This window comes from Psychrobacter sp. TWR1-1-1, from assembly GCF_049895865.1.
In the GTDB taxonomy this organism is placed as follows: Bacteria; Pseudomonadota; Gammaproteobacteria; order Pseudomonadales; family Moraxellaceae; genus Psychrobacter; species Psychrobacter immobilis_A.
The window spans coordinates 1-18,879 of sequence record NZ_JAFCTE010000013.1; the positions used below are offsets into that span (position 1 = coordinate 1).

An 18,879-nucleotide genomic window follows, 5' to 3' on the forward strand; every position below is an offset into this window, starting at 1 on the left:
GCCTGCCGCTTCAATCAGCATGCGAACGGCGCGTTCTTTAATCTCAGGAGTATAGGTTTGTCTTTTCATTGTCGTATTCTCTCAGAATATTAGGTCTCCGACAATCCCGGGGCGGTTCAGACCATGACATATAGATAAAACCATATACGTTCTATCTATTTTTTATCAAGAGCTATAAAACCATCAAATTCTGACACATTCATCAGAGCGAAAAATTAGTAGGTTTTTATCCTATAATGCAATCTTACACTATATACTATGCCAGAAATATATACGTACCACCGCTAGGAAACACCATGATTGTCCGGCAAACCCCAAACGCTCTCAAGATACTTTTTACCCTGCACGGCTCTGTCATTCCAAAAATTTATCCGCAAATTTTGCTGATCGCGCTTCTCAGCACACTTATAACAATTATTCAGCACTGGCTTCCTGACTCTTTTCCTTATTATGGTATGGCTCCTTTTACCTTGCTAGGAATCGCGTTGTCGCTATTTCTTGGTTTTCGTAACAATGCCAGTTATCAACGCTGGTGGGAAGCTCGAGGGCTTTGGGGTCAGTTAGTATATGATGCGCGTAGCTTAACCCGTCAAGTGCTTTCTTTTATAGATGCTGATACCGAGACTGGGCACGAGACTGGGCGAACGATGGTTTACCTGACCATTGCTTTTGCGCATGCTGTGCGCCATCGCCTGCGCGGCTCGTCACCTTGGCATGATGTCGAGCCTTTTGTCGCATCGAAACACCATGATAGTATGCGCCAAGCGCGCAACCTACCTGATTACATCATGCGCCTCATGGGTAAGCAGCTCGGCGACATTCGGCGTCAAGGACTGGTGTCAGAGCAAGTCATACAGAACATGGACGAGCGCCTGACGTCTATGACCATTGTATTGGCGGCCTGCGAGCGCATTCATAATACACCGCTGCCCTTTGCTTATATGCTGCTGGTCCATCGCACGACCTATCTGTATTGCATCATGTTGCCTTTTGGCTTGGTGGCCTCGCTCGGTTGGGTGACCCCACTGATTTGTGCCGTGATCGCTTATACCTTTTTTGGTTTGGATGCCCTCAGTGAAGAGCTAGAAGAGCCTTTCGGCTTAGCCGCCAACAAACTACCCCTGACTGCATTGTCGCGTACTATCGAGATCAATCTGCGAGAAGCACTAGAAGAGGCAGATATTCCGCCTGAGATCACTCCTATCAATGGCTATTTACCATAGCCTCTTAGCTGAACACCTATAAATCATAAAGCAATCAATGCTAAATGAGACAGTGTCCCATAAACGTGTTGCCTTAATTTATGAGATATTTTTTATATATCCTACCGTTGGGTCGCTAAATAATATAGGCAATAGTAGAGCTTTTATGAATAAAAAATGCATTTGAAAATAGTGATTTCTCTCGCCATTATCGTGGTACTTGACCAGCTTAATAAAAGGTAAAATCCTGTCTATTTACGCTTGCAAGACAACCTTTATTCATGGTTTTTTGCGCATCACTTGCTAATGATGGCTGAATTCGTCTACCATAGAGCCGATTGCTTAAGTACGAGCAGTTTAAACTTATGTAAACTTTATATCTATTTCTGAAAAATAAACCTTGTCGGGGTGCTTTGATTTTGATGCTTTAACTACAGTTCAAAATCATGGCTGAGAGTGACCCGCGAACCTGATGCAGTTAGCACTGACGTAGGAAACAAGCGTGACATTTTATAGCACACCTCTTAAGCATCTTATTGCTAAGCAAGCCTTGCCAGTTTATTCACATAATCTGGTAAGGTTTTTTTGTGCCTGCTCACTGATCACCTCCTACTCTTTGCTTACTCGCATTTTATAACAGTAAGTGAACATTATGAATTACCAAACGTTACGCCACAATTGCCCCACATGGGATGGCTACATTCAGCATGATTTTGTCAAACAGCTAACGGCAGGTACGCTCGCCCCTGACAGCTTTCGTCACTATCTTGTGCAAGACTATTTATATCTTATTCACTATACCCGTGTGATGGCGTTGAGCGTGTATAAGAGTGATACGCTGGCACAAATGCGTGTCGGTCAAGCAGGCATTAACGCCATGCTCGACATGGAAATTGGCATGTATCTCGATTTATGTCATGAGTGGGATATCCCACTTAAAGAAGTAGAAAGCACCCCTGAATCTACCGTGACTATAGCATATAGCCGCTACCTATTGGACGCTGCGATGTCAGGCTCATTGGCTGAACTTTATGCGGCGATTGCTCCTTGTTTGATGGGTTATGGCGAAATTGGCAAACGCATTAAAGAACAAGGTTTTGTCGCGGACAATCCTTACCAGCCATGGATTGATGTCTTTGCCAGTGACGAATTTCAAGCGATTACCGCGCAGATCAACACGCTACTAGCACAGGCTAACCCCGCTCAGGCAGACAAGTTCCAACAGTTATTTAATACTGCTTCACGTATGGAAGTGAATTTTTGGCAGCAAGCGCTTGATCTGTCCTAGCCCCTATGCAAAGTGCTAGCTTTATGGCAAATTTAACGTCACGTACTATTCAATATAGTTGATTCAATTTAAAACAGTGATAAGACAACCGAGTGCAGATGTATGAGTAATACTTTAAGCGAAGTTAACGCTGTCACTCTTTTATAGTGGATTAACGATACAACAAAAAATACTCAAGGAGAAACACCATGGCAGCATTCGATGAACACGCAAGCGCGTATGACAGCTGGTTTTTTGACAACCAAAACTTACTGACCAGTGAGCTAAAACTGGTCGCTCATTTCTTAGATAAGGACAGTGAGATATTGTCTATCGGCTGTGGTAGCGGGTTATTTGAATCACTATTGGCGCAGGATTATGATATCCATGTCAAGCACGGCATTGAGCCTTCTAAAGACATGGCCGCCATTGCCGAAAAACGCGGTCTGCAAGTGGATATTAGTCCTGCCGAGACTTGCGATATTGAGCCAAATAAGTTTGATATCATCATGTTTAACGGCAGTGTCAGCTACATCAACGATTTGGATATCTGTATTAAAAAAGCATTTGATGCCTTAAAAACGGGCGGCAAATTGATTGTTATCGATGTGCCAAAAGAAAGCGGTTTTGCGAGCTTATATAATTTGGCAAGCTCATTAAATACTTGGGAGCATCCGCTGCTTGCGCACATCTCTCCTGCTGATCCCTATCCTATTGAGCTGGTTAAATCAGCAAATTGGCGCACCTCTGATGAAAAAATCGCGCTGATGCAAGCCAATGGTTTTGTCGATTTTGAGTATGCACAAACCTTACTGACCCATCCTATGTATGCCAATGACAAAGTGCAAGAAGTCATCGAAGGCTATGACCGTGGGGATTATGTCGCTGTTTGTGCTTATAAAAAATAAGCTGATAGGTGTATTAGCATTTGATTATCATGGATGACTTAGCAAAATTTATGACAGATCACAGTGATCCATAGCATACTGTCATTGCCATTTTAGCACTTGAATTATAAGTTTAGTGCCACTATAAATGGTGAATAAAGCTCTTATGCTAATAGCTAACATTTAATAAAGCGAGGCACACATCATGACTGACGATCCAAAAGACAGCACCAATCAAAACAACAACCAAGCACCAACAAATGAAAAATCAGTAAAAATGACCAACCTAACGCCCAATCAAGGTGTGATCACAGGCAAAAGAACGGATATTCAAAATCCTGAGCTCTGGGACTTTCCAATGAACTATCCACTTAGCATCATTGGTCATGAAGGCGAGCGTGAGAACTTACTCAACGAAGTGAAGCTTATTTTGGGCAGTCAGTTCCCTGATTTTGATTTGGCCTCGATAGAAGTGAAACCGTCTAAAACGGGTCGCTTCCATTCAGCACGGGTCAATCTATATCTTACAGCAGCCGATCAGGTCAATGTGCTGTATGCCTCACTCGACGCTGCCAAAACAGTTCGTTTGGTCGTATAGACAGATAATTGTCGTTTAAAAAAAGCCAGCCGCTTTTCCGTCGAAATCGTCACTCGCTATTAATCACATACGGGTGGCGATTTTTTGTGGTTTGCTGTACAATCTGCGCCCTCATTATTATTGTTCTATGTCCCCTTATTGGTGGGTCATTTACTCGCGAATGAAAAGCAAACTGTCAGCCCGTTTTTACAAAAAACTTATTATTTGAGTCAATCGCGTCTAACCCTTACCCCATCGTCCTTTGCTAAAATTCGGACACAGCACAACCTCACAGCAACATAGTTTGATGCTAAAATCAATATAGCATTTTCAAAATTTTCCCGCTATATTGTGCCTACCTACTAACAAACACGCTATATGTAGTACTCAGTGAATTTAATTGTCACTATGAGTAGCGGTAGATTTTTGCCTAAAAAAACATCTATCGCGGCGCAAGCATCGTAGCATTATAAAGAATGCCTGCCGTTTACTGACTGTGCAGCATCACTATAAGCAACATTATAAATAATTACCAAGTTATCAACTTAAGAGGGCAATATGACACACATCGACAAAATCAAAGTGACCAAACGTGACGGACGATTAGAGCTTATTGATTTGGATAAAATTCATAAGGTAATCGAGTGGGCAGCTCACAATTTGGATAATGTGTCTGTGTCGCAAGTTGAGCTAAAGTCGCACATTCAGTTTTATGAAGGTATCAAGACTCGCGATATTCACGAGACCATCATCAAGTCAGCAGCAGATCTTATCTCTGAAGATACGCCTGATTATCAGTATTTGGCTGCGCGTTTGGCGATTTTCCATCTGCGTAAAATTGCTTACAATAAATTTACCCCGCCGCACCTTTATGATCATGTCAAAAAACTGACCGACGCTGGTAAATATGATCAGCATATCCTAGCTGATTATAGCCGTGCTGAGTTTGATGAATTAGAAGCATATCTTGATCACTGGCGCGATATGAACCTTGCTTATGCCGCCGTTGAGCAAATGGCAGGTAAATACCTCGTCCAAGACCGCGTCAACAAGACCGTCTTTGAAAGCCCGCAGTTCTTGTACATGCTGGTTGGTATGTGTTTGTTTAGCCGTTATGACAAGTCAGACCGTTTGGACTACGTAAAGCGTTTTTACGATGCGACCTCACAATTTAAAATCTCACTACCAACACCTATTATGGCAGGCGTGCGTACCCCATCGCGCCAGTTCAGCTCATGCGTATTGATTGAATGCGGTGATAGCTTAGACTCGATCAACGCGACCACCAGCGCCATCGTACGCTATGTGTCACAGCGTGCTGGTATCGGCATCAACGCGGGTCGTATCCGCGCCCTTGGTAGCCCTATCCGTGGCGGCGAAGCACAGCATACGGGTTGTATCCCATTCTATAAATTGTTCCAAACTGCTGTTAAATGCTGCTCACAAGGCGGCGTCCGTGGTGGTGCGGCGACGTTGTTTTACCCATTATGGCATTTGGAAGTTGAGTCACTTTTGGTACTCAAAAACAACCGCGGCGTGGAAGACAACCGTGTGCGTCATATGGATTACGGCGTCCAGTTAAATAAAACGATGTATACCCGCCTCATCAAAGGTCAAGACATCTCGCTATTCTCACCAGGTGACACCCCTGGCTTGTATGATGCGTTCTTTGAAGATCAAGATAAGTTTGAAGAGTTATACACCAAGTACGAAAATGACCCAAGCATTCGTAGCCGTCAAATCCCAGCAGCCGACTTGTTCAGCCTAATGATGCAAGAACGCGCCAGCACGGGTCGTATCTATATCCAAAACGTCGATCATTGCAACACGCATAGCCCATTTGACGCGACGGTTGCACCGATTCGCCAGTCAAACCTATGTATGGAAATCGCCCTACCGACCAAGCCACTTGATAACATCAATGACGAAGAAGGCGAAATCGCCCTTTGTACGCTATCAGCGGTCAACTTAGGTAAAGTCGAAAACGTCAGCGATATCGAAGAGCCAGCTGAGCTCATCGTCCGTGCGCTTGATGCCCTGCTCGATTATCAAGACTATCCAGTCAAAGCAGCTCAAAACGGCAGCATGCGTCGCCGTACGCTCGGTGTTGGCGTGATTAACTACGCTTATTACTTGGCTAAAAATGGCGTGCGCTATTCAGATGACAGCGCGCTTGGTCTAACGCATCAAACATTTGAAGCCTTGCAATTCTATCTCTTGAAAGCGTCAAACAAATTGGCAAAAGAGCAAGGCGCTTGCCCTGCGTTCAACGAGACGACGTACTCACAAGGTATCCTGCCGATTGATACGTACAAAGCCGACTTGGATAAAATCTGCCAAGAGCCGCTACATCTCGATTGGGAAACGCTACGTACTGAAATCACCTCTCACGGTCTGCGCAACTCTACCCTAACCGCCTTAATGCCATCTGAGACCTCTAGTCAGATCGCCAATGCGACCAACGGTATCGAGCCACCACGCGGTCTGGTCTCTATCAAAGCGTCAAAGGACGGCATCCTAAAGCAAGTCGTGCCTGAGATTGATAAGCTAAAAAATCAGTACGAGCTACTATGGCAAATGCCAAACAATGACGGTTACCTAAGGCTGGTCGCTGTCATGCAGAAATTCGTCGATCAAAGTATCTCTGCCAATACCAACTACGATCCCGTTCGTTATGAAGGTGGCCGTGTACCAATGAAGATATTGCTTAAAGATTTATTAAACGCTTATAAGCTTGGCGTGAAGACGTTGTATTATCATAATACGCGTGATGGTGCGAACGATGCCCAAGCGGATATGGAAGATGATTGTGCTGGCGGTGCATGTAAGATCTAGAGTTTTTGATGGATAGCGGGTTTAGTTTTTGGGTTAAGCCCGCTATTTTCTGTAATCTAACTCAAGTCATCATTTATCATAAAGTCACTGGAATGACTTTTCAGAGAGTAGCTAGATGCAAGGTAAATTAATCGAATTTATTCGTAAGAAAGATTACAAGTTTATAGAAGAAATTGGACAAGGCGGTACTGGACGTACAGTTCTTCTTGAAGACGAGATTATCAATGAACGATTCGTTTGTAAGAAGTATTCACCTTTTTATGACGAGCATAAACAAATTTTTTTTGGTAATTTCAAAGATGAAATTAAGCTATTACACCTCTTAAACCATAAGAATATTGTTCGTGTATTTAACTACTATTTGTACCCAGAGATTTATACTGGTTACATCTTAATGGAGCATATTCAAGGCAAAAATATCAATGAATACTTGATTGATAACCCTGATAAGCTTAATGAAATATTTAGGCAGGTTATAAGTGGGTTTGCCCATCTAGAGCAAGCAGGTATATTACATAGAGATATTAGACCTAACAATATACTGATTTCTGACGAAGGTATTGTGAAGATAATTGATTTTGGCTTTAGTAAAAAAATTAATATCGATTCAGACTTTATGAGAAGTATTGAACTAAATTGGAGATACTCTCTCCCTATAGACTTTTCTAATCAAAGATATGATTTTAAAACAGAAGTATATTTTGTCGGAAAGTTATTTGAAGAAATCATTCATATTAATGAATTAAACTCTTTTAATTATTCAGATATTTTGAATAGAATGATTGGAATAAATCCCTCAAATAGAATTAGTTCTTTTTTTGATGTTGAAAGAGAAATAATAGATGCAACAGTCCTACAAGAGCCTATTAATGATTATGAAAAAGATATTTATCAGGCATTCGCAAGTGGATTGGAATATTCAATAATACATATTGATATGAGTGCCTCATATATAACTGAAACATCAGAAATAATCAGAAACCTTGGCATATTATACAAAAACTCTATGTTAGAAGACTTCATTCAGAACAATGGCAGTCTAGTGAAATGCTTCATCAAAGGAGGTTTCGAATATAGAACGGCAGAAACTTTAGAAGTTGGCACTGTCTCTAAATTTCATAAATTTTTAAGCGAATCATCCAAAGAGAAACAAAAGATAATTATAAACCACGTTTGGCAAAGACTAGATAAGGCTAAAAGGTTTGATGATGATATACCTTTTTAAATCATGAGTATTTGTAGGGTGCGCCCAGCGCACCGACAACATGAAAATTGTGTTTAACCATACGCGAGGCGCACCCTACAAAATATATAGATTAACAAATAAGACCTAATTTCTGTGCTAATATTAGCCCTATATATAGACCTAATATTAGTGGAGAATAAATTATGCAGCCAATATTTGCAACACAAACAGCCAGTATATCAGAGTTAAAGACCAACCCTTCGGCACTGATTAAACAGTCAGACGGCGAGTCCATTGCTATTCTAAACCACAATAAACCCGTGGCTTACTTAGTTTCCACAGACGTATTCGAGCGCATGATGGAAGCGATGGACGACATGGCATTAAGCCAAACCGTTAGCGCACGGATGAATGACGGGCAAACATCTATAAAGGTCACATTGGATGACTTATAATCTTGAGTTTCATCCTCTCGCGTTAAAAGAATGGAAAAAATTAGCGCCCAGTATTCAGCAACAGTTTAAGAAAAAATTACAGCAGCGATTGTCAAACCCTCATGTGCCTGCGTCAAAACTATCGGGACATACCGATACTTATAAAATCAAATTACGCACCGTAGGCTATCGTCTGGTATATACCGTAAAAGATGATGTGGTAGTGGTTTATGTATTAGCAGTCGGCAAAAGAGAAAACAACAAAGTATATGACAATCTTGCGACGCGTCAGCCATGATGAAGCTAAGATATTGAGACAGTCATTATAGACAGCGCCCAGCGCTATCATAGAAATATAGAAACACAAACAATAAAAACGACGGAGGTCATGTGCAATATACCGCAATCATCAAAGACGGTGGTTTGTTTATCCCAAACGTATTTTCAGACCTAAACGATGGTGGCTCGCATATCGTACAAGTGGAAGTCGACATCGCAGACGTCCGTGAGCAATTAGGCGAAGGCGCAGCAGCAAAACCAGAAGCATTGAAGAAAGTCGCCACAAAAGTATTGAAAAAACCAATAAAGAGAACGACTAAAAAAGACGCACAGAAAGAAATGCAGCAACTATCAGATGATGATGGCTTGAGTGCGCTGCGTAAGAGTGCGATCGATGAATTGGAAGGTTTGGACGATAGTGAGCTAAGTGAGATATTTAAAGCGTATATGAATGATGGACAGACGCCAGAACAGATATCTTTAGAGAACTTGTAATATAATTCAGTCAAACCAAATCTAGTCAAAACCCTATAACTTAATAACCATATCAATGATAAAGGCAGTCTCATGACTTATTCGATTTTTTCCCAAACGCCAAACAATGCGCTAACAGAGCCGATGTTTTTTGGTAATCCGGTCAACGTAGCACGTTACGACCAACAAAAGCACCCCATCTTTGAGCAATTGATCGAAAAGCAGTTGTCGTTCTTTTGGCGTCCAGAAGAAGTCGATGTATCACGTGATCGTATGGATTATGGCAATCTGTCCTCACACGAACAGCATATCTTTACCAGTAACCTAAAGTATCAAACGCTACTCGACTCTATCCAAGGTCGTAGCCCAAACGTCGTGCTATTGCCACTGGTATCGATTCCTGAGCTTGAAACATGGATTGAGACGTGGACGTTTTCTGAGACCATTCACTCGCGCAGCTATACCCATATCATTCGTAATATTATCAATGACCCTGCTATCGTCTTTGATGACATCATGCAAAACGATCATATCCTAGAGCGCGCCGCAGACATCGCCAAGTACTACGATGACTTATATTATAACTCATCGCTATACAACCTATACGGTGCAGGCACACACACGATCAATGGCAAGCAAATTACCGTCGATTTAAAATCGCTGAAAAAGCAGCTTTACTTGTGCTTGATGGCAGTCAACGTCTTAGAAGCCATTCGCTTTTATGTGTCATTTGCTTGCTCTTTTGCCTTTGCCGAGCGTAAGTTAATGGAAGGTAATGCCAAGATTATTAAATTGATTGCTCGTGATGAGGCGCTACATTTAACGGGTACTCAGCATATCTTGAATCTCATGCGCATCGGTCGTGATGATCCTGAGATGGTCGACATTGCCAAAGAGTGCTATGAAGAAAGCATCGAGATATTCCGTAAAGCAGCTGAACAAGAAAAAGAATGGGCAGGCTATCTGTTCAAAGACGGTTCAATGATTGGTCTCAATAAAGACATTCTGTGCCAATATATCGAATATATCACCAATTTACGTATGGAAGCGGTTGGCTTACCAGTCGCATTCCCGAATTCTAAATCAAACCCAATCCCGTGGATTAATACATGGTTGTCTTCTGACAACGTACAAGTTGCCCCGCAAGAGACGGAAATCAGCTCATACTTGGTTGGTCAAATTGATTCAGACTTATCAGACAGTGATTTTGATGATTTTGAGCTTTAGAGGCAGTATGAAAGACAGCGAAAAATGCTAGGGAAACAAACAGGATAAAACTATGACTTGGGTAATGACGAGTAAGAAACAATTTTACTTGCATGACGATGAAAGCTTGCTTGATGGATTGCTACGCACCGGACATGATATAAATTATCAATGTAAGGAAGGCTATTGTGGCAGTTGCCGAATAAAGCGTATCGCCAGCTCACACGTTATTGACTATCCGTTTGCACCCCTTGCCATGATTGATGAAGACGAGATACTGCCCTGCTGTTGCCGTGTGCAGGGTGTGATTTATATCAATCACGAGCCTACTATAGAGTAATACTAACAAAAGTAGTGCTAAAAAATTCGAAACAAAAAGCGCGTTATCTTCAAGATAACGCGCTTTTTTACTGTCTATACATCGTTCAAGCCATTTTGACTAAGCTTATTTTGATTGAGCTTTATGTGATGAAGAATCACCTTATAAAGGCGCGCCATCTCTTTCAAACAGCTGCAACAGCTCTTCACGCATACGGTCGCGCTCGGCTTCTGACATCATCGGCACATCTTGTCTCTCACCTTGTAAATTTGGATCTTCTATACCACCAACATTTTCATCAAGAATCACGACCGGACGTTCCATCGGCTCTTGCGCTGGACGCTCTTCTAACAGGATTTTAACTTGGGCATTTTTGCCACGGCGTAATATTTGCGCATTCAGCGTGGTATTCGGTGCTTTACGAGCGACATACTGAATCAAGGTATTGGCATCCGTCATCTCAACACCGTCAATCGTCAAAATAATGTCGCCGATACGCAGACCACTCTTAGCAGCAGGACTCTTAGGAACGACATTAAGCACTTCTACCCCAGTCGAGGTTTCAAGCTGCGTTGGGTCACGTAACTGTGACTGTATCTCAATCCCCAACCAACCACGGCTCACCTTACCATCTTTGATAATGGCATTCATCACTTGCTCAACGATAGCGGTAGGAATAGCAAAACCGATACCCATAGAGCCGCCAGAGCGTGAGTAAATGGCCGTATTAATACCAATTAATTCGCCATAAGCATCAACGAGTGCGCCGCCCGAATTACCTGGGTTAATCGCTGCATCGGTCTGGATAAAGTCTTCAAACTTGTTGACCCCAAGCCCAGTACGTCCTGTCGCCGAGATAATTCCTTGCGTTACCGTTTGACCGACACCGAACGGATTACCAATCGCTAATGCAACATCGCCAACTCGGATAGGTTCTTTACGAAAACCAAGTGGTGCCAAACCGGTCATATCTACTTTAATCACTGCCAAATCACTGTCTGGATCTGTGCCAACGATTCTAGCGCGGCTCTTACGACCATCATTAAAGGCGACCGTAATTTCATCGGCTTTTTCGATCACATGGGCATTGGTCACGATATAGCCATCTTCTGAGACAATCACCCCAGAGCCTAAATTGGTATTGCCCTGCTCTTCTGACGGTGCACCATGGAACTCAAAAAAGCGGCGCAACACAGGATCATTCATATAAGGATGCTCTGCCATCGTTTGCGTGGTGTAGATATTCACGACTGATTGTGAGGCGCGAGCAACCGCATTATGATAAGAAGAAATCGCTGCGGGTGTATCAGAAACCGGTGCTGACGCTTGCTGCTCAGCAGGTGTGGTTCTGGGCGGCTCCCATGCCTGCTCTGATGCCGTCTTCATACTCGCAAACAACCAAATAAATGCGGCAATCACGACTAGCAATAAAACCCAAGGTAACCATTTTAATACAGACGCCTTGCTGCTGGTGTTCCGAGATGACGACATATAAAACCTCTATAAATTTGATACAAACAGACGAAGATAAATAAGGTGAGAAGCATGGTATATATTAGGACGCATTGAGCAGCATTTATCAAACGTTCACAGTCCACTAGATGGTTGTTTTTTTGCACTATCTATACGGCACGCTTACATGTATAAATTATAACCGCCAATACTACCCAGTTGTAACGTATCGTGTACCATTTCAGTGAGTAGGATTGTCTATCCTACTGTAGCCACATGTTAAAATACTCATTATCAAAAGCCACATGTTAGCGATAAATGCTTGCCCCACTGAATCAATTATAAAGGAATACCATGACCACACACAATATCGCAACCGAGCCCTCAAATACCGCCATTACCGTTCAAGCGCTAACCACATTCTGTGATGACTATTTATCAGCAGATGCTTTTAAAGATTATGCCCCTAATGGTTTACAAGTAGATGGGGGTCGACCTATCAAACGCATCATCACTGGTGTAACGGCTTGTGAGGCGTTGATTGATGCGGCGATTGCTGATAATGCAGACGCCATTATGGTGCATCATGGTTGTTTTTGGAAAGGCGAACCTGCCCCCATCACTGGTATGAAAGGTCAGCGTATCCGTAAACTTATGCAGCATGGTATCTCTTTGATTGGTTATCATCTGCCGCTCGATGCCCATCCCGTCATTGGTAATAATGCCAAGCTGGCTGACGCATTAAACATGACCGTTATCGGCGCTTTATACCCTAGTGAGTCGCATCCAGTGGGTAATATCGCCACTTGTACCCCGCAGAATGCTCAAAGCCTCATTACTCACATTACTCAGACGCTAGGACGATTGCCATTGCATATCTCTGCCAATTATAGCGCACCGAATAGTACAAGCGCTCATATCGATAATAACAGAATTATCGAACACGTGGGCATTTGTACGGGCGGCGCACAAGATATGATCGAACAAGCTGCATTGATGGGCTGTGACGCTTTTATCTCTGGCGAAATATCAGAACGTACCACCCATATTGCCCGTGAGCTGGGCATTGATTATTTCGCTTGTGGACATCACGCGACAGAACGCGGCGGTATTCAAGCACTTGGTCACCTAGTTTCTCAGGCATTTGGCATACCCGTGACCTTTATAGATATTGATAACCCTGCTTAAGCTGTGCCCTCAACTCTACTCATAGCTATCTAAATTTAGAATAATTTTCAGAAAAAAAAGCTAATAATAAGCAGTATGGTTGCCCAGTATGCATGATTTTTACTGCTTCAATTTTCAATGGTGTACCAATAACAAGGGCATTTTTAACCGTCTATAGCCCAATTGTTAAGTTTTATCGCTAATTTCTTAACCACACTTGAATAATCCAGGGAATATCCGCATATTAATATCCGAAGAAAGAATGTCTTGTCATGAGGCTTCCCATTTATTACAGCTTCCGGTTATGGTACTTAAATAAGTATAGCCGCCTAAAATCTCACTATGTTGTATAGCTATTGAGGTCATATAGATAACGAGATTTTGGACGGTTTACTAATAGACACACTGTGCGTGATATATTTTCAGCAGCATGGTTTATCTTGATTTAAGTGTCGCGATACTGGGTTAGCAACCGCTGATTGATAGAATGTTTGAGTAAATTTTCTATCATTTTTTTATTAATAATGAGAATAGTGACTTGCTTACCCTTATTGCTGGACAAAAAATTAATCACTGTTGACTCTATTACAAATGATTTAAAGACGACATGGTCATTAATATCAGCATAGAAAAGCTGAGTGTATAAGCACCCCGCTCATTTTATGTTTTTGTCTCAATAACTTAGTTCATGACCTTACCTATGTTTAATATATAGTTGTTTTATTCTTAGCCCTATCTATGCATCGATGAAGGAATCATCCGATTTATATCCTTCGTGGTGTCGTGCGTTCATCATTTTGTATTGATACTTTATATCGATGTTTTATATTGATATTTTGAGAGATTTTTTAGCCCTCTTACCTGATACACTGAATACGCCAGTAGATAACCAGCTAATTAAAAACTGCACCGCTACATCTGATAAAAATTCATTAGCGGCACTATTATTAAACAAGATGACGACGCACTTATCTTATTAAGAAGTGTGTGGTTGTCTAAAATGCGACATCAATGTATGACTACTTTATAAGCATACATTCATAAGCGTTTTACGGTAAGCAGGATGGCTAAAATCAGGAGACATCCATGCAGCGTATTACTTATCGTGTGAAAGTATCTGCGCAAGGGGCTAGACGCCGTATTTCTTATTTACTTCGTCCATCTAAACGCCTACCGAACACTAAAAGTAACATCGTTTCATCCGTTACCCCGACGACATCGAGTCGTTTTTCTAGAACCAAAAAGCTTGCGCAAGTTTCTAGTATCGCCCTTCTCTCTTTACCTGCTGAGAGTCTGACGACGATGCGTGCGCCAGTGCCAGCCTATGATAACGTCATGCTAGAAAGCACGTTAACCATCGCTGCCGTCCCCGGTGACAGCACTTATTTTGCGACTGACGGTTTTCAACATGGCTTTGGTTTTGATTTGGTACGTACTTATGCTGACGAGCTTGGCGTTGATATCGATCTAAAAGCGTATGCCAATGAAGAAACTGCCCTAAAGGCGCTGAGATCGGGCGAGGTAGACATGGCATTAACAACGGCCAGTACGCAGTTAAAGAGCAAGTTTAACTTATCGTCTATCAACATCAGTTGCGGCTATGACGCCAGCTTAACAAAGAATGGTTTACATCCAAAAGTCAGTTGGACGTTCAATTCATCCAATGACCCATTATCACAAAAAGCCAGTTACTTTTTATGTGACAGCATTAAGCTGAAAAACACACAAAAACTTGCTGCCTTTTACAATCAAAACTTGCTGAAAGACGCCTATAGCCAAGATCATTTCCAAAAAACGTTGACCGAAAAACTGCCTGATTATCAATCGTCTTTTGAAGAGCAAGCACGCAATTATAATCATGATTGGGAATTATTGGTGGCCATGGGTTATCAAGAATCACACCTTGATGCCAATGCTGTATCGCCAACGGGTGTGCGTGGTCTCATGATGTTGACCAATAATACAGCCAAAGCAATGGGCGTCTCAGATCGCGTCGATCCCTACCAAAGTATCGGCGGCGGCGCGCGTTATTTAGAGCAAATGAAAGATGACTTTGCTGATGTGCCAAAGACAGATCGTATTTGGTTTGCGCTTGCCGGCTACAACATGGGACCAAATGCAGTAAAGAGTATTCAGCGTAAACTGCGAGATCAAGGTATTGATGATAAAAACTGGGCGAACGTTTATGCGTACTTAGCTGATAATAAAGCTGCCAATAGTCGTTATGGTCAAGCGATGCATTATGTTAGCAATATTAGAAGTTATCTTGAAACTATCAAAACTCAAACCGTTTAGTTGATAAATATTATTAAATATTTTGAGAATTGAATGTCACAGATAAAAAAAGCTGCTCTTATAAAGAGCAGCTTTTTTGTGCAGAATGATCTGTCTTAATCGTATTTACTTAGCTATTATTTCACTAAGCAACTTACTCTTAACGATTAGGTACGGTCAAGCGCTGACCGCGCTGTAGCATCGTATCCGCCGCGATATTATTCATTTCAGCCAATTCTTGCGTAGAGACGCCATATTTACGTGCTAAGCCAATCAAACTGTCTCCTGACCCAACGGTGTAGCTCACTGTGAGCTTTGGTACTTTAAGCGTTTGTCCACGCTGCAACTGGGCATTAGTCGCGAGATCGTTGGTGGCAGCCAAATCGTCTATCGAAACACCAAATTGACGTGCCAAAGCAATCAAACCATCACCTGATTTAACTTTATAGCTCTCGGTGTTGCCCAATTTTTTGCCACTGCTCGCTGTGCTAGTTGCGGCAGTGCTACTAGCCGAACTACTGCTTTGGTTATTGCTACTAGAGGTAGCTACAACGCTGCCACTGGCAGGAATCGTAATCGTACGACCGAGTATCAAATTAGAGTTGGTTTTCAGGTTGTTCGCTGTTGCCAAGTCACTAAGACCGATATTATAACGTTGCGCCACGCCTGTTAACGTATCGCCTGATTTTACTTTATAACTGACAGTTTTATCATTTAGCTGACGATCAACCAATCCTTTAGACACGGGTACTTTGATGGTTTGACCACGTTGTAAGCGTGCTTTTGCATCAAAGTTGCTATTCACCGCCGCAAGCTCAGCTGGACTGATACCCACGCTATTGGCAATGCCGATCAAAGTATCGCCAGATTTTACTTTATAGTTGGTGGTTGCCACCGAACTTGAGCTGCTGTTACGGCTACTAGAGCTTGAGGTGTTTGCTGCATCGAAATCGACACTTGCAGGTACTTTTAGAGTTTGACCAACATATAGTGAGCTTGTAGTGCTCATATTATTGAGGCTGGCAAGTGTATCAGTTGAAACATTGAACTGACGTGCGAGAGCAATCAAGCCATCGCCCGCTTTTACTTTATAGTTCTTAGTAGCGGTGCTTGATTTACTTGGCTTGGTCGAGGGAGCAGCAGGCGTGGTCACTGGCGCAGTCACCTTACCTGGTATCAGCCATAGCTTCTGACCACGTAGTAAATCCGCTCTACTACTCAAATTATTGTAGGTTGCCAACTGAGTCACCGATAGACCAAAGCGGTTAGCAGTACCAATTAGCGTATCGCCGCTTTGTACTACATAGCTCTCTGGTTGGCTTGCCGCGGCATTGTTAGCTGTGCTCAACGGTTCGATGGTTTTTGCATTGTATAAGTATAAGGTACTGCCTGATAGCAGCTTAGAGCTGGCATCTATTTGATTCCATTCAGCGATATCGCGCCAACTGACACCCGCACGACTGGCGATATTAGACAAGGTATCACCACGCTTGACGGTATAAGTGGTACGTGCACCTTGGGGTTTTGGCTTGCTTACTGATGTTTTTGCAAAGCTAAGCTTTTTCTCTTCGCCACTGGCTTCTAGAATAGACTGCTGCGTCTGTACTGCGGATAAATTAATATTACCATCAGCATTGATCACATTGGTTTCAGGCGTGTTACTGCGAATTTGATTGGCAATAAAATCACGCTCTTCTTTGCTCAGTGGTGGTTCTTGGACAATCGTATTATTCTGTGTAATCTGAGCAGAGGTGGTCGGTAGACTGTTGCTGCTTTTTAGCTCAGCATTGATCTTGTTGGTTTCTGCCGTGCTCAATGGTGGCTCAGTACGCACCGAGGCGTTATTACTGTAGACAGAGCTGCTAGTAGGCGTGGCTGACGGTGATATATAACTGGTCGTTTGCTGCGGCACACTAGCACTTGCAGCATAATCAGCCAAGGCGCTACCTGTCGATGGTAATGAGGAGCCAGTATAGGGTTTGTTGTTATAGCTTGGCGTCGTGGTCGTGCTACTTGGTGTGCTTGTATTACTCGATGCCAGTATATTGCCCGTACCATTGCCTCTCAATGAGCTCAATTTAGCATCGGTATTAAGACTCACATCATTAGGAATAATAATACGCTGGGGACCAGAAGAGTCTACACGCCCTGACGTTAAGGCCGTATTTAACCTTTCTAATTCGTCGTAGCTCACGCCTGTCATTTGCGCAACTTCAGCCAAGCTCACGCCATAGTTCACAGGTACACTACGGAAATGCTGACGGTTGGCAATGGCTGGCAAATAAACACCATATTGCTCAGGCTTGGCAACAATTTCCGCTACCGCCAAGAAACGCGGCACGTAATTCATCGTTTCAGTAGGCAATCTCAGAGACCAATAATCTGTCGGTAAACCCTGAGCTCTATTAGCATCAATGGCCTTTTGCACGCGGCCAGGACCCGCATTATAAGCGGCTAATGCTAACTCCCAACTGCCAAACTGGTTATGTAGTGCGGTCAAGAAGTCATAAGCGGCGCGAGTTGATTCGATGACATCACGGCGACCATCATAGGTACTACTTTGATTCAAACCATAAATACGACCCGTACTTGGAATGAACTGCCATAAGCCTGCTGCTGCTGCACTACTGGTACCACTTGGATCGTAAGAGCTCTCAATAACAGGTAACAAAGCCAGCTCTGTCGGGATGTTACGACGCTCAGCTTCTCGTACAGTGTGATAGATATAGCGACTAGCACGTGCAGTTAAACGGTTTAAATAGTCTTGTCGACTGGTAAACCAGCTTTTTTGCCCTTCGATACGTTGATTATAAGTCGGCTGACCGCCATTCATACGATAGCCAGCACGTAAGCGACTCCATAAATCACCATACTGCTGAATAGCAAGTTTGTTGCCTTCCACCATAGTCATGTCAGTGGCTTCGAGTAAATCGGCTAACTCATCCAAGCTATCTGCATCTAAATATGCCGTTGAATAGTCCGTACTGCTGCTTGCTGCAGGCGCTTTAGTAGCTGGGCGTTTAGTAATAACAGATGAGCTATTGGTCGCACCCTTTTTTACCGCTGACGTATTGCTACAAGCACTGATAAGTAGAGTTGATACCGCAAGCGTCAATGGCAACGCAATAAATGAGCGAGATTTTGATAGCACAGTAGACATGATATTGGAAGTTTCCTAACGACAGAAAATGATAAGATAAAGTTGCTTGCTAGTATAGTATGCAATGTGAAGCAAAGACCAGTCTAATATAAAAAGATAATCATCATAAGTTGAGTCAATTTTCAGACCTCTCACGAAATGCCATCAATCATTTAGTTAT

At 42.7% G+C, this 18,879-nt stretch carries 15 protein-coding genes; 13 read left to right on the forward strand and 2 right to left on the reverse strand.

Annotated features, from left to right (window positions below):
* The first annotated feature begins 296 nt into the window (after positions 1–296).
* The 11 genes from ACP69U_RS11455 (at position 297) to yfaE (ending at position 10,687) form a co-directional block, all read left to right on the forward strand.
* Positions 297–1,223, forward strand: a complete 927-nt coding sequence (locus ACP69U_RS11455; RefSeq protein ID WP_426138585.1) for a bestrophin family protein — start codon at positions 297–299, stop codon at positions 1,221–1,223.
* 631 nt (positions 1,224–1,854) lie between these two features.
* Positions 1,855–2,490 carry a thiaminase II gene (tenA, locus tag ACP69U_RS11460; RefSeq protein WP_426138586.1) on the forward strand — a complete coding sequence of 212 codons (636 nt, stop codon included), beginning with the start codon at positions 1,855–1,857 and terminating at the stop codon, positions 2,488–2,490.
* Between the two features lie 188 nt (positions 2,491–2,678).
* A complete protein-coding gene (locus ACP69U_RS11465; protein ID WP_426138587.1) occupies positions 2,679–3,377 on the forward strand; it encodes a class I SAM-dependent DNA methyltransferase in 699 nt (232 codons plus the stop codon).
* A gap of 256 nt (positions 3,378–3,633) precedes the next feature.
* Positions 3,634–3,954, forward strand: coding sequence for a YbeD family protein (locus tag ACP69U_RS11470; protein WP_045446256.1), 321 nt, complete (start codon positions 3,634–3,636; stop codon positions 3,952–3,954).
* Positions 3,955–4,491: 537 nt separating this feature from the next.
* The gene (gene nrdA / locus ACP69U_RS11475; RefSeq protein ID WP_426138588.1) at positions 4,492–6,768 is read left to right on the forward strand and encodes a class 1a ribonucleoside-diphosphate reductase subunit alpha; all 2,277 of its coding nucleotides are present in this window, start codon (positions 4,492–4,494) and stop codon (positions 6,766–6,768) included.
* Positions 6,769–6,883: 115 nt separating this feature from the next.
* Positions 6,884–7,993, forward strand: coding sequence for a protein kinase family protein (locus ACP69U_RS11480; RefSeq protein WP_426138589.1), 1,110 nt, complete (start codon positions 6,884–6,886; stop codon positions 7,991–7,993).
* A gap of 164 nt (positions 7,994–8,157) precedes the next feature.
* Complete coding sequence (locus ACP69U_RS11485) at positions 8,158–8,409, forward strand: type II toxin-antitoxin system Phd/YefM family antitoxin (RefSeq protein WP_193007957.1); 252 nt, start codon at positions 8,158–8,160, stop codon at positions 8,407–8,409.
* The gene (locus ACP69U_RS11490) at positions 8,399–8,686 is read left to right on the forward strand and encodes a type II toxin-antitoxin system RelE family toxin (protein ID WP_263240093.1); all 288 of its coding nucleotides are present in this window, start codon (positions 8,399–8,401) and stop codon (positions 8,684–8,686) included. Before ACP69U_RS11485 ends, ACP69U_RS11490 begins: the two co-directional genes overlap by 11 nt.
* Before the next feature lie 92 nt (positions 8,687–8,778).
* A complete protein-coding gene (locus tag ACP69U_RS11495) occupies positions 8,779–9,162 on the forward strand; it encodes a hypothetical protein (protein WP_426138590.1) in 384 nt (127 codons plus the stop codon).
* A gap of 72 nt (positions 9,163–9,234) precedes the next feature.
* Entirely contained in the window at positions 9,235–10,368 is a 1,134-nt protein-coding gene (gene nrdB / locus ACP69U_RS11500; protein WP_426138591.1) for a class Ia ribonucleoside-diphosphate reductase subunit beta, read from the forward strand.
* A 52-nt stretch (positions 10,369–10,420) separates the two neighbouring features.
* Entirely contained in the window at positions 10,421–10,687 is a 267-nt protein-coding gene (gene yfaE / locus ACP69U_RS11505; RefSeq protein WP_045446158.1) for a class I ribonucleotide reductase maintenance protein YfaE, read from the forward strand.
* Between the two features lie 141 nt (positions 10,688–10,828).
* Here the strand turns inward: yfaE and ACP69U_RS11510 are convergent, their stop codons facing one another.
* Positions 10,829–12,157: a S1C family serine protease gene (locus tag ACP69U_RS11510; protein WP_193007952.1), complete on the reverse strand. Its 1,329-nt coding sequence runs from the start codon at positions 12,155–12,157 to the stop codon at positions 10,829–10,831.
* Positions 12,158–12,472: 315 nt separating this feature from the next.
* Between ACP69U_RS11510 and ACP69U_RS11515 the strand changes: the two genes are divergently transcribed.
* Both ACP69U_RS11515 and ACP69U_RS11520 read left to right on the forward strand, forming a co-directional pair.
* Positions 12,473–13,306: a Nif3-like dinuclear metal center hexameric protein gene (locus ACP69U_RS11515; RefSeq protein ID WP_426138592.1), complete on the forward strand. Its 834-nt coding sequence runs from the start codon at positions 12,473–12,475 to the stop codon at positions 13,304–13,306.
* Between the two features lie 1,065 nt (positions 13,307–14,371).
* Complete coding sequence (locus ACP69U_RS11520; RefSeq protein ID WP_060490901.1) at positions 14,372–15,580, forward strand: transglycosylase SLT domain-containing protein; 1,209 nt, start codon at positions 14,372–14,374, stop codon at positions 15,578–15,580.
* Between the two features lie 139 nt (positions 15,581–15,719).
* Here ACP69U_RS11520 and ACP69U_RS11525 read toward each other — a convergent pair whose 3' ends face one another.
* The gene (locus tag ACP69U_RS11525) at positions 15,720–18,719 is read right to left on the reverse strand and encodes a LysM peptidoglycan-binding domain-containing protein (RefSeq protein WP_426138593.1); all 3,000 of its coding nucleotides are present in this window, start codon (positions 18,717–18,719) and stop codon (positions 15,720–15,722) included.
* Between the last annotated feature and the right edge of the window lie 160 nt (positions 18,720–18,879).

Bases quoted from the DNA above. Each gene is read 5' to 3' on its own strand.
- ACP69U_RS11455 (WP_426138585.1), top strand. From the start codon at position 297: ATGATTGTCCGGCAAACCCCAAACGCTCTCAAGATACTTTTTACCCTG.
- tenA (WP_426138586.1), top strand. From the start codon at position 1,855: ATGAATTACCAAACGTTACGCCACAATTGCCCCACATGGGATGGCTAC.
- ACP69U_RS11465 (WP_426138587.1), top strand. From the start codon at position 2,679: ATGGCAGCATTCGATGAACACGCAAGCGCGTATGACAGCTGGTTTTTT.
- ACP69U_RS11470 (WP_045446256.1), top strand. From the start codon at position 3,634: ATGACCAACCTAACGCCCAATCAAGGTGTGATCACAGGCAAAAGAACG.
- nrdA (WP_426138588.1), top strand. From the start codon at position 4,492: ATGACACACATCGACAAAATCAAAGTGACCAAACGTGACGGACGATTA.
- ACP69U_RS11480 (WP_426138589.1), top strand. From the start codon at position 6,884: ATGCAAGGTAAATTAATCGAATTTATTCGTAAGAAAGATTACAAGTTT.
- ACP69U_RS11485 (WP_193007957.1), top strand. From the start codon at position 8,158: ATGCAGCCAATATTTGCAACACAAACAGCCAGTATATCAGAGTTAAAG.
- ACP69U_RS11490 (WP_263240093.1), top strand. From the start codon at position 8,399: ATGACTTATAATCTTGAGTTTCATCCTCTCGCGTTAAAAGAATGGAAA.
- nrdB (WP_426138591.1), top strand. From the start codon at position 9,235: ATGACTTATTCGATTTTTTCCCAAACGCCAAACAATGCGCTAACAGAG.
- yfaE (WP_045446158.1), top strand. From the start codon at position 10,421: ATGACTTGGGTAATGACGAGTAAGAAACAATTTTACTTGCATGACGAT.
- ACP69U_RS11510 (WP_193007952.1), bottom strand. From the start codon at position 12,157: ATGTCGTCATCTCGGAACACCAGCAGCAAGGCGTCTGTATTAAAATGG.
- ACP69U_RS11515 (WP_426138592.1), top strand. From the start codon at position 12,473: ATGACCACACACAATATCGCAACCGAGCCCTCAAATACCGCCATTACC.
- ACP69U_RS11520 (WP_060490901.1), top strand. From the start codon at position 14,372: ATGCAGCGTATTACTTATCGTGTGAAAGTATCTGCGCAAGGGGCTAGA.
- ACP69U_RS11525 (WP_426138593.1), bottom strand. From the start codon at position 18,719: ATGTCTACTGTGCTATCAAAATCTCGCTCATTTATTGCGTTGCCATTG.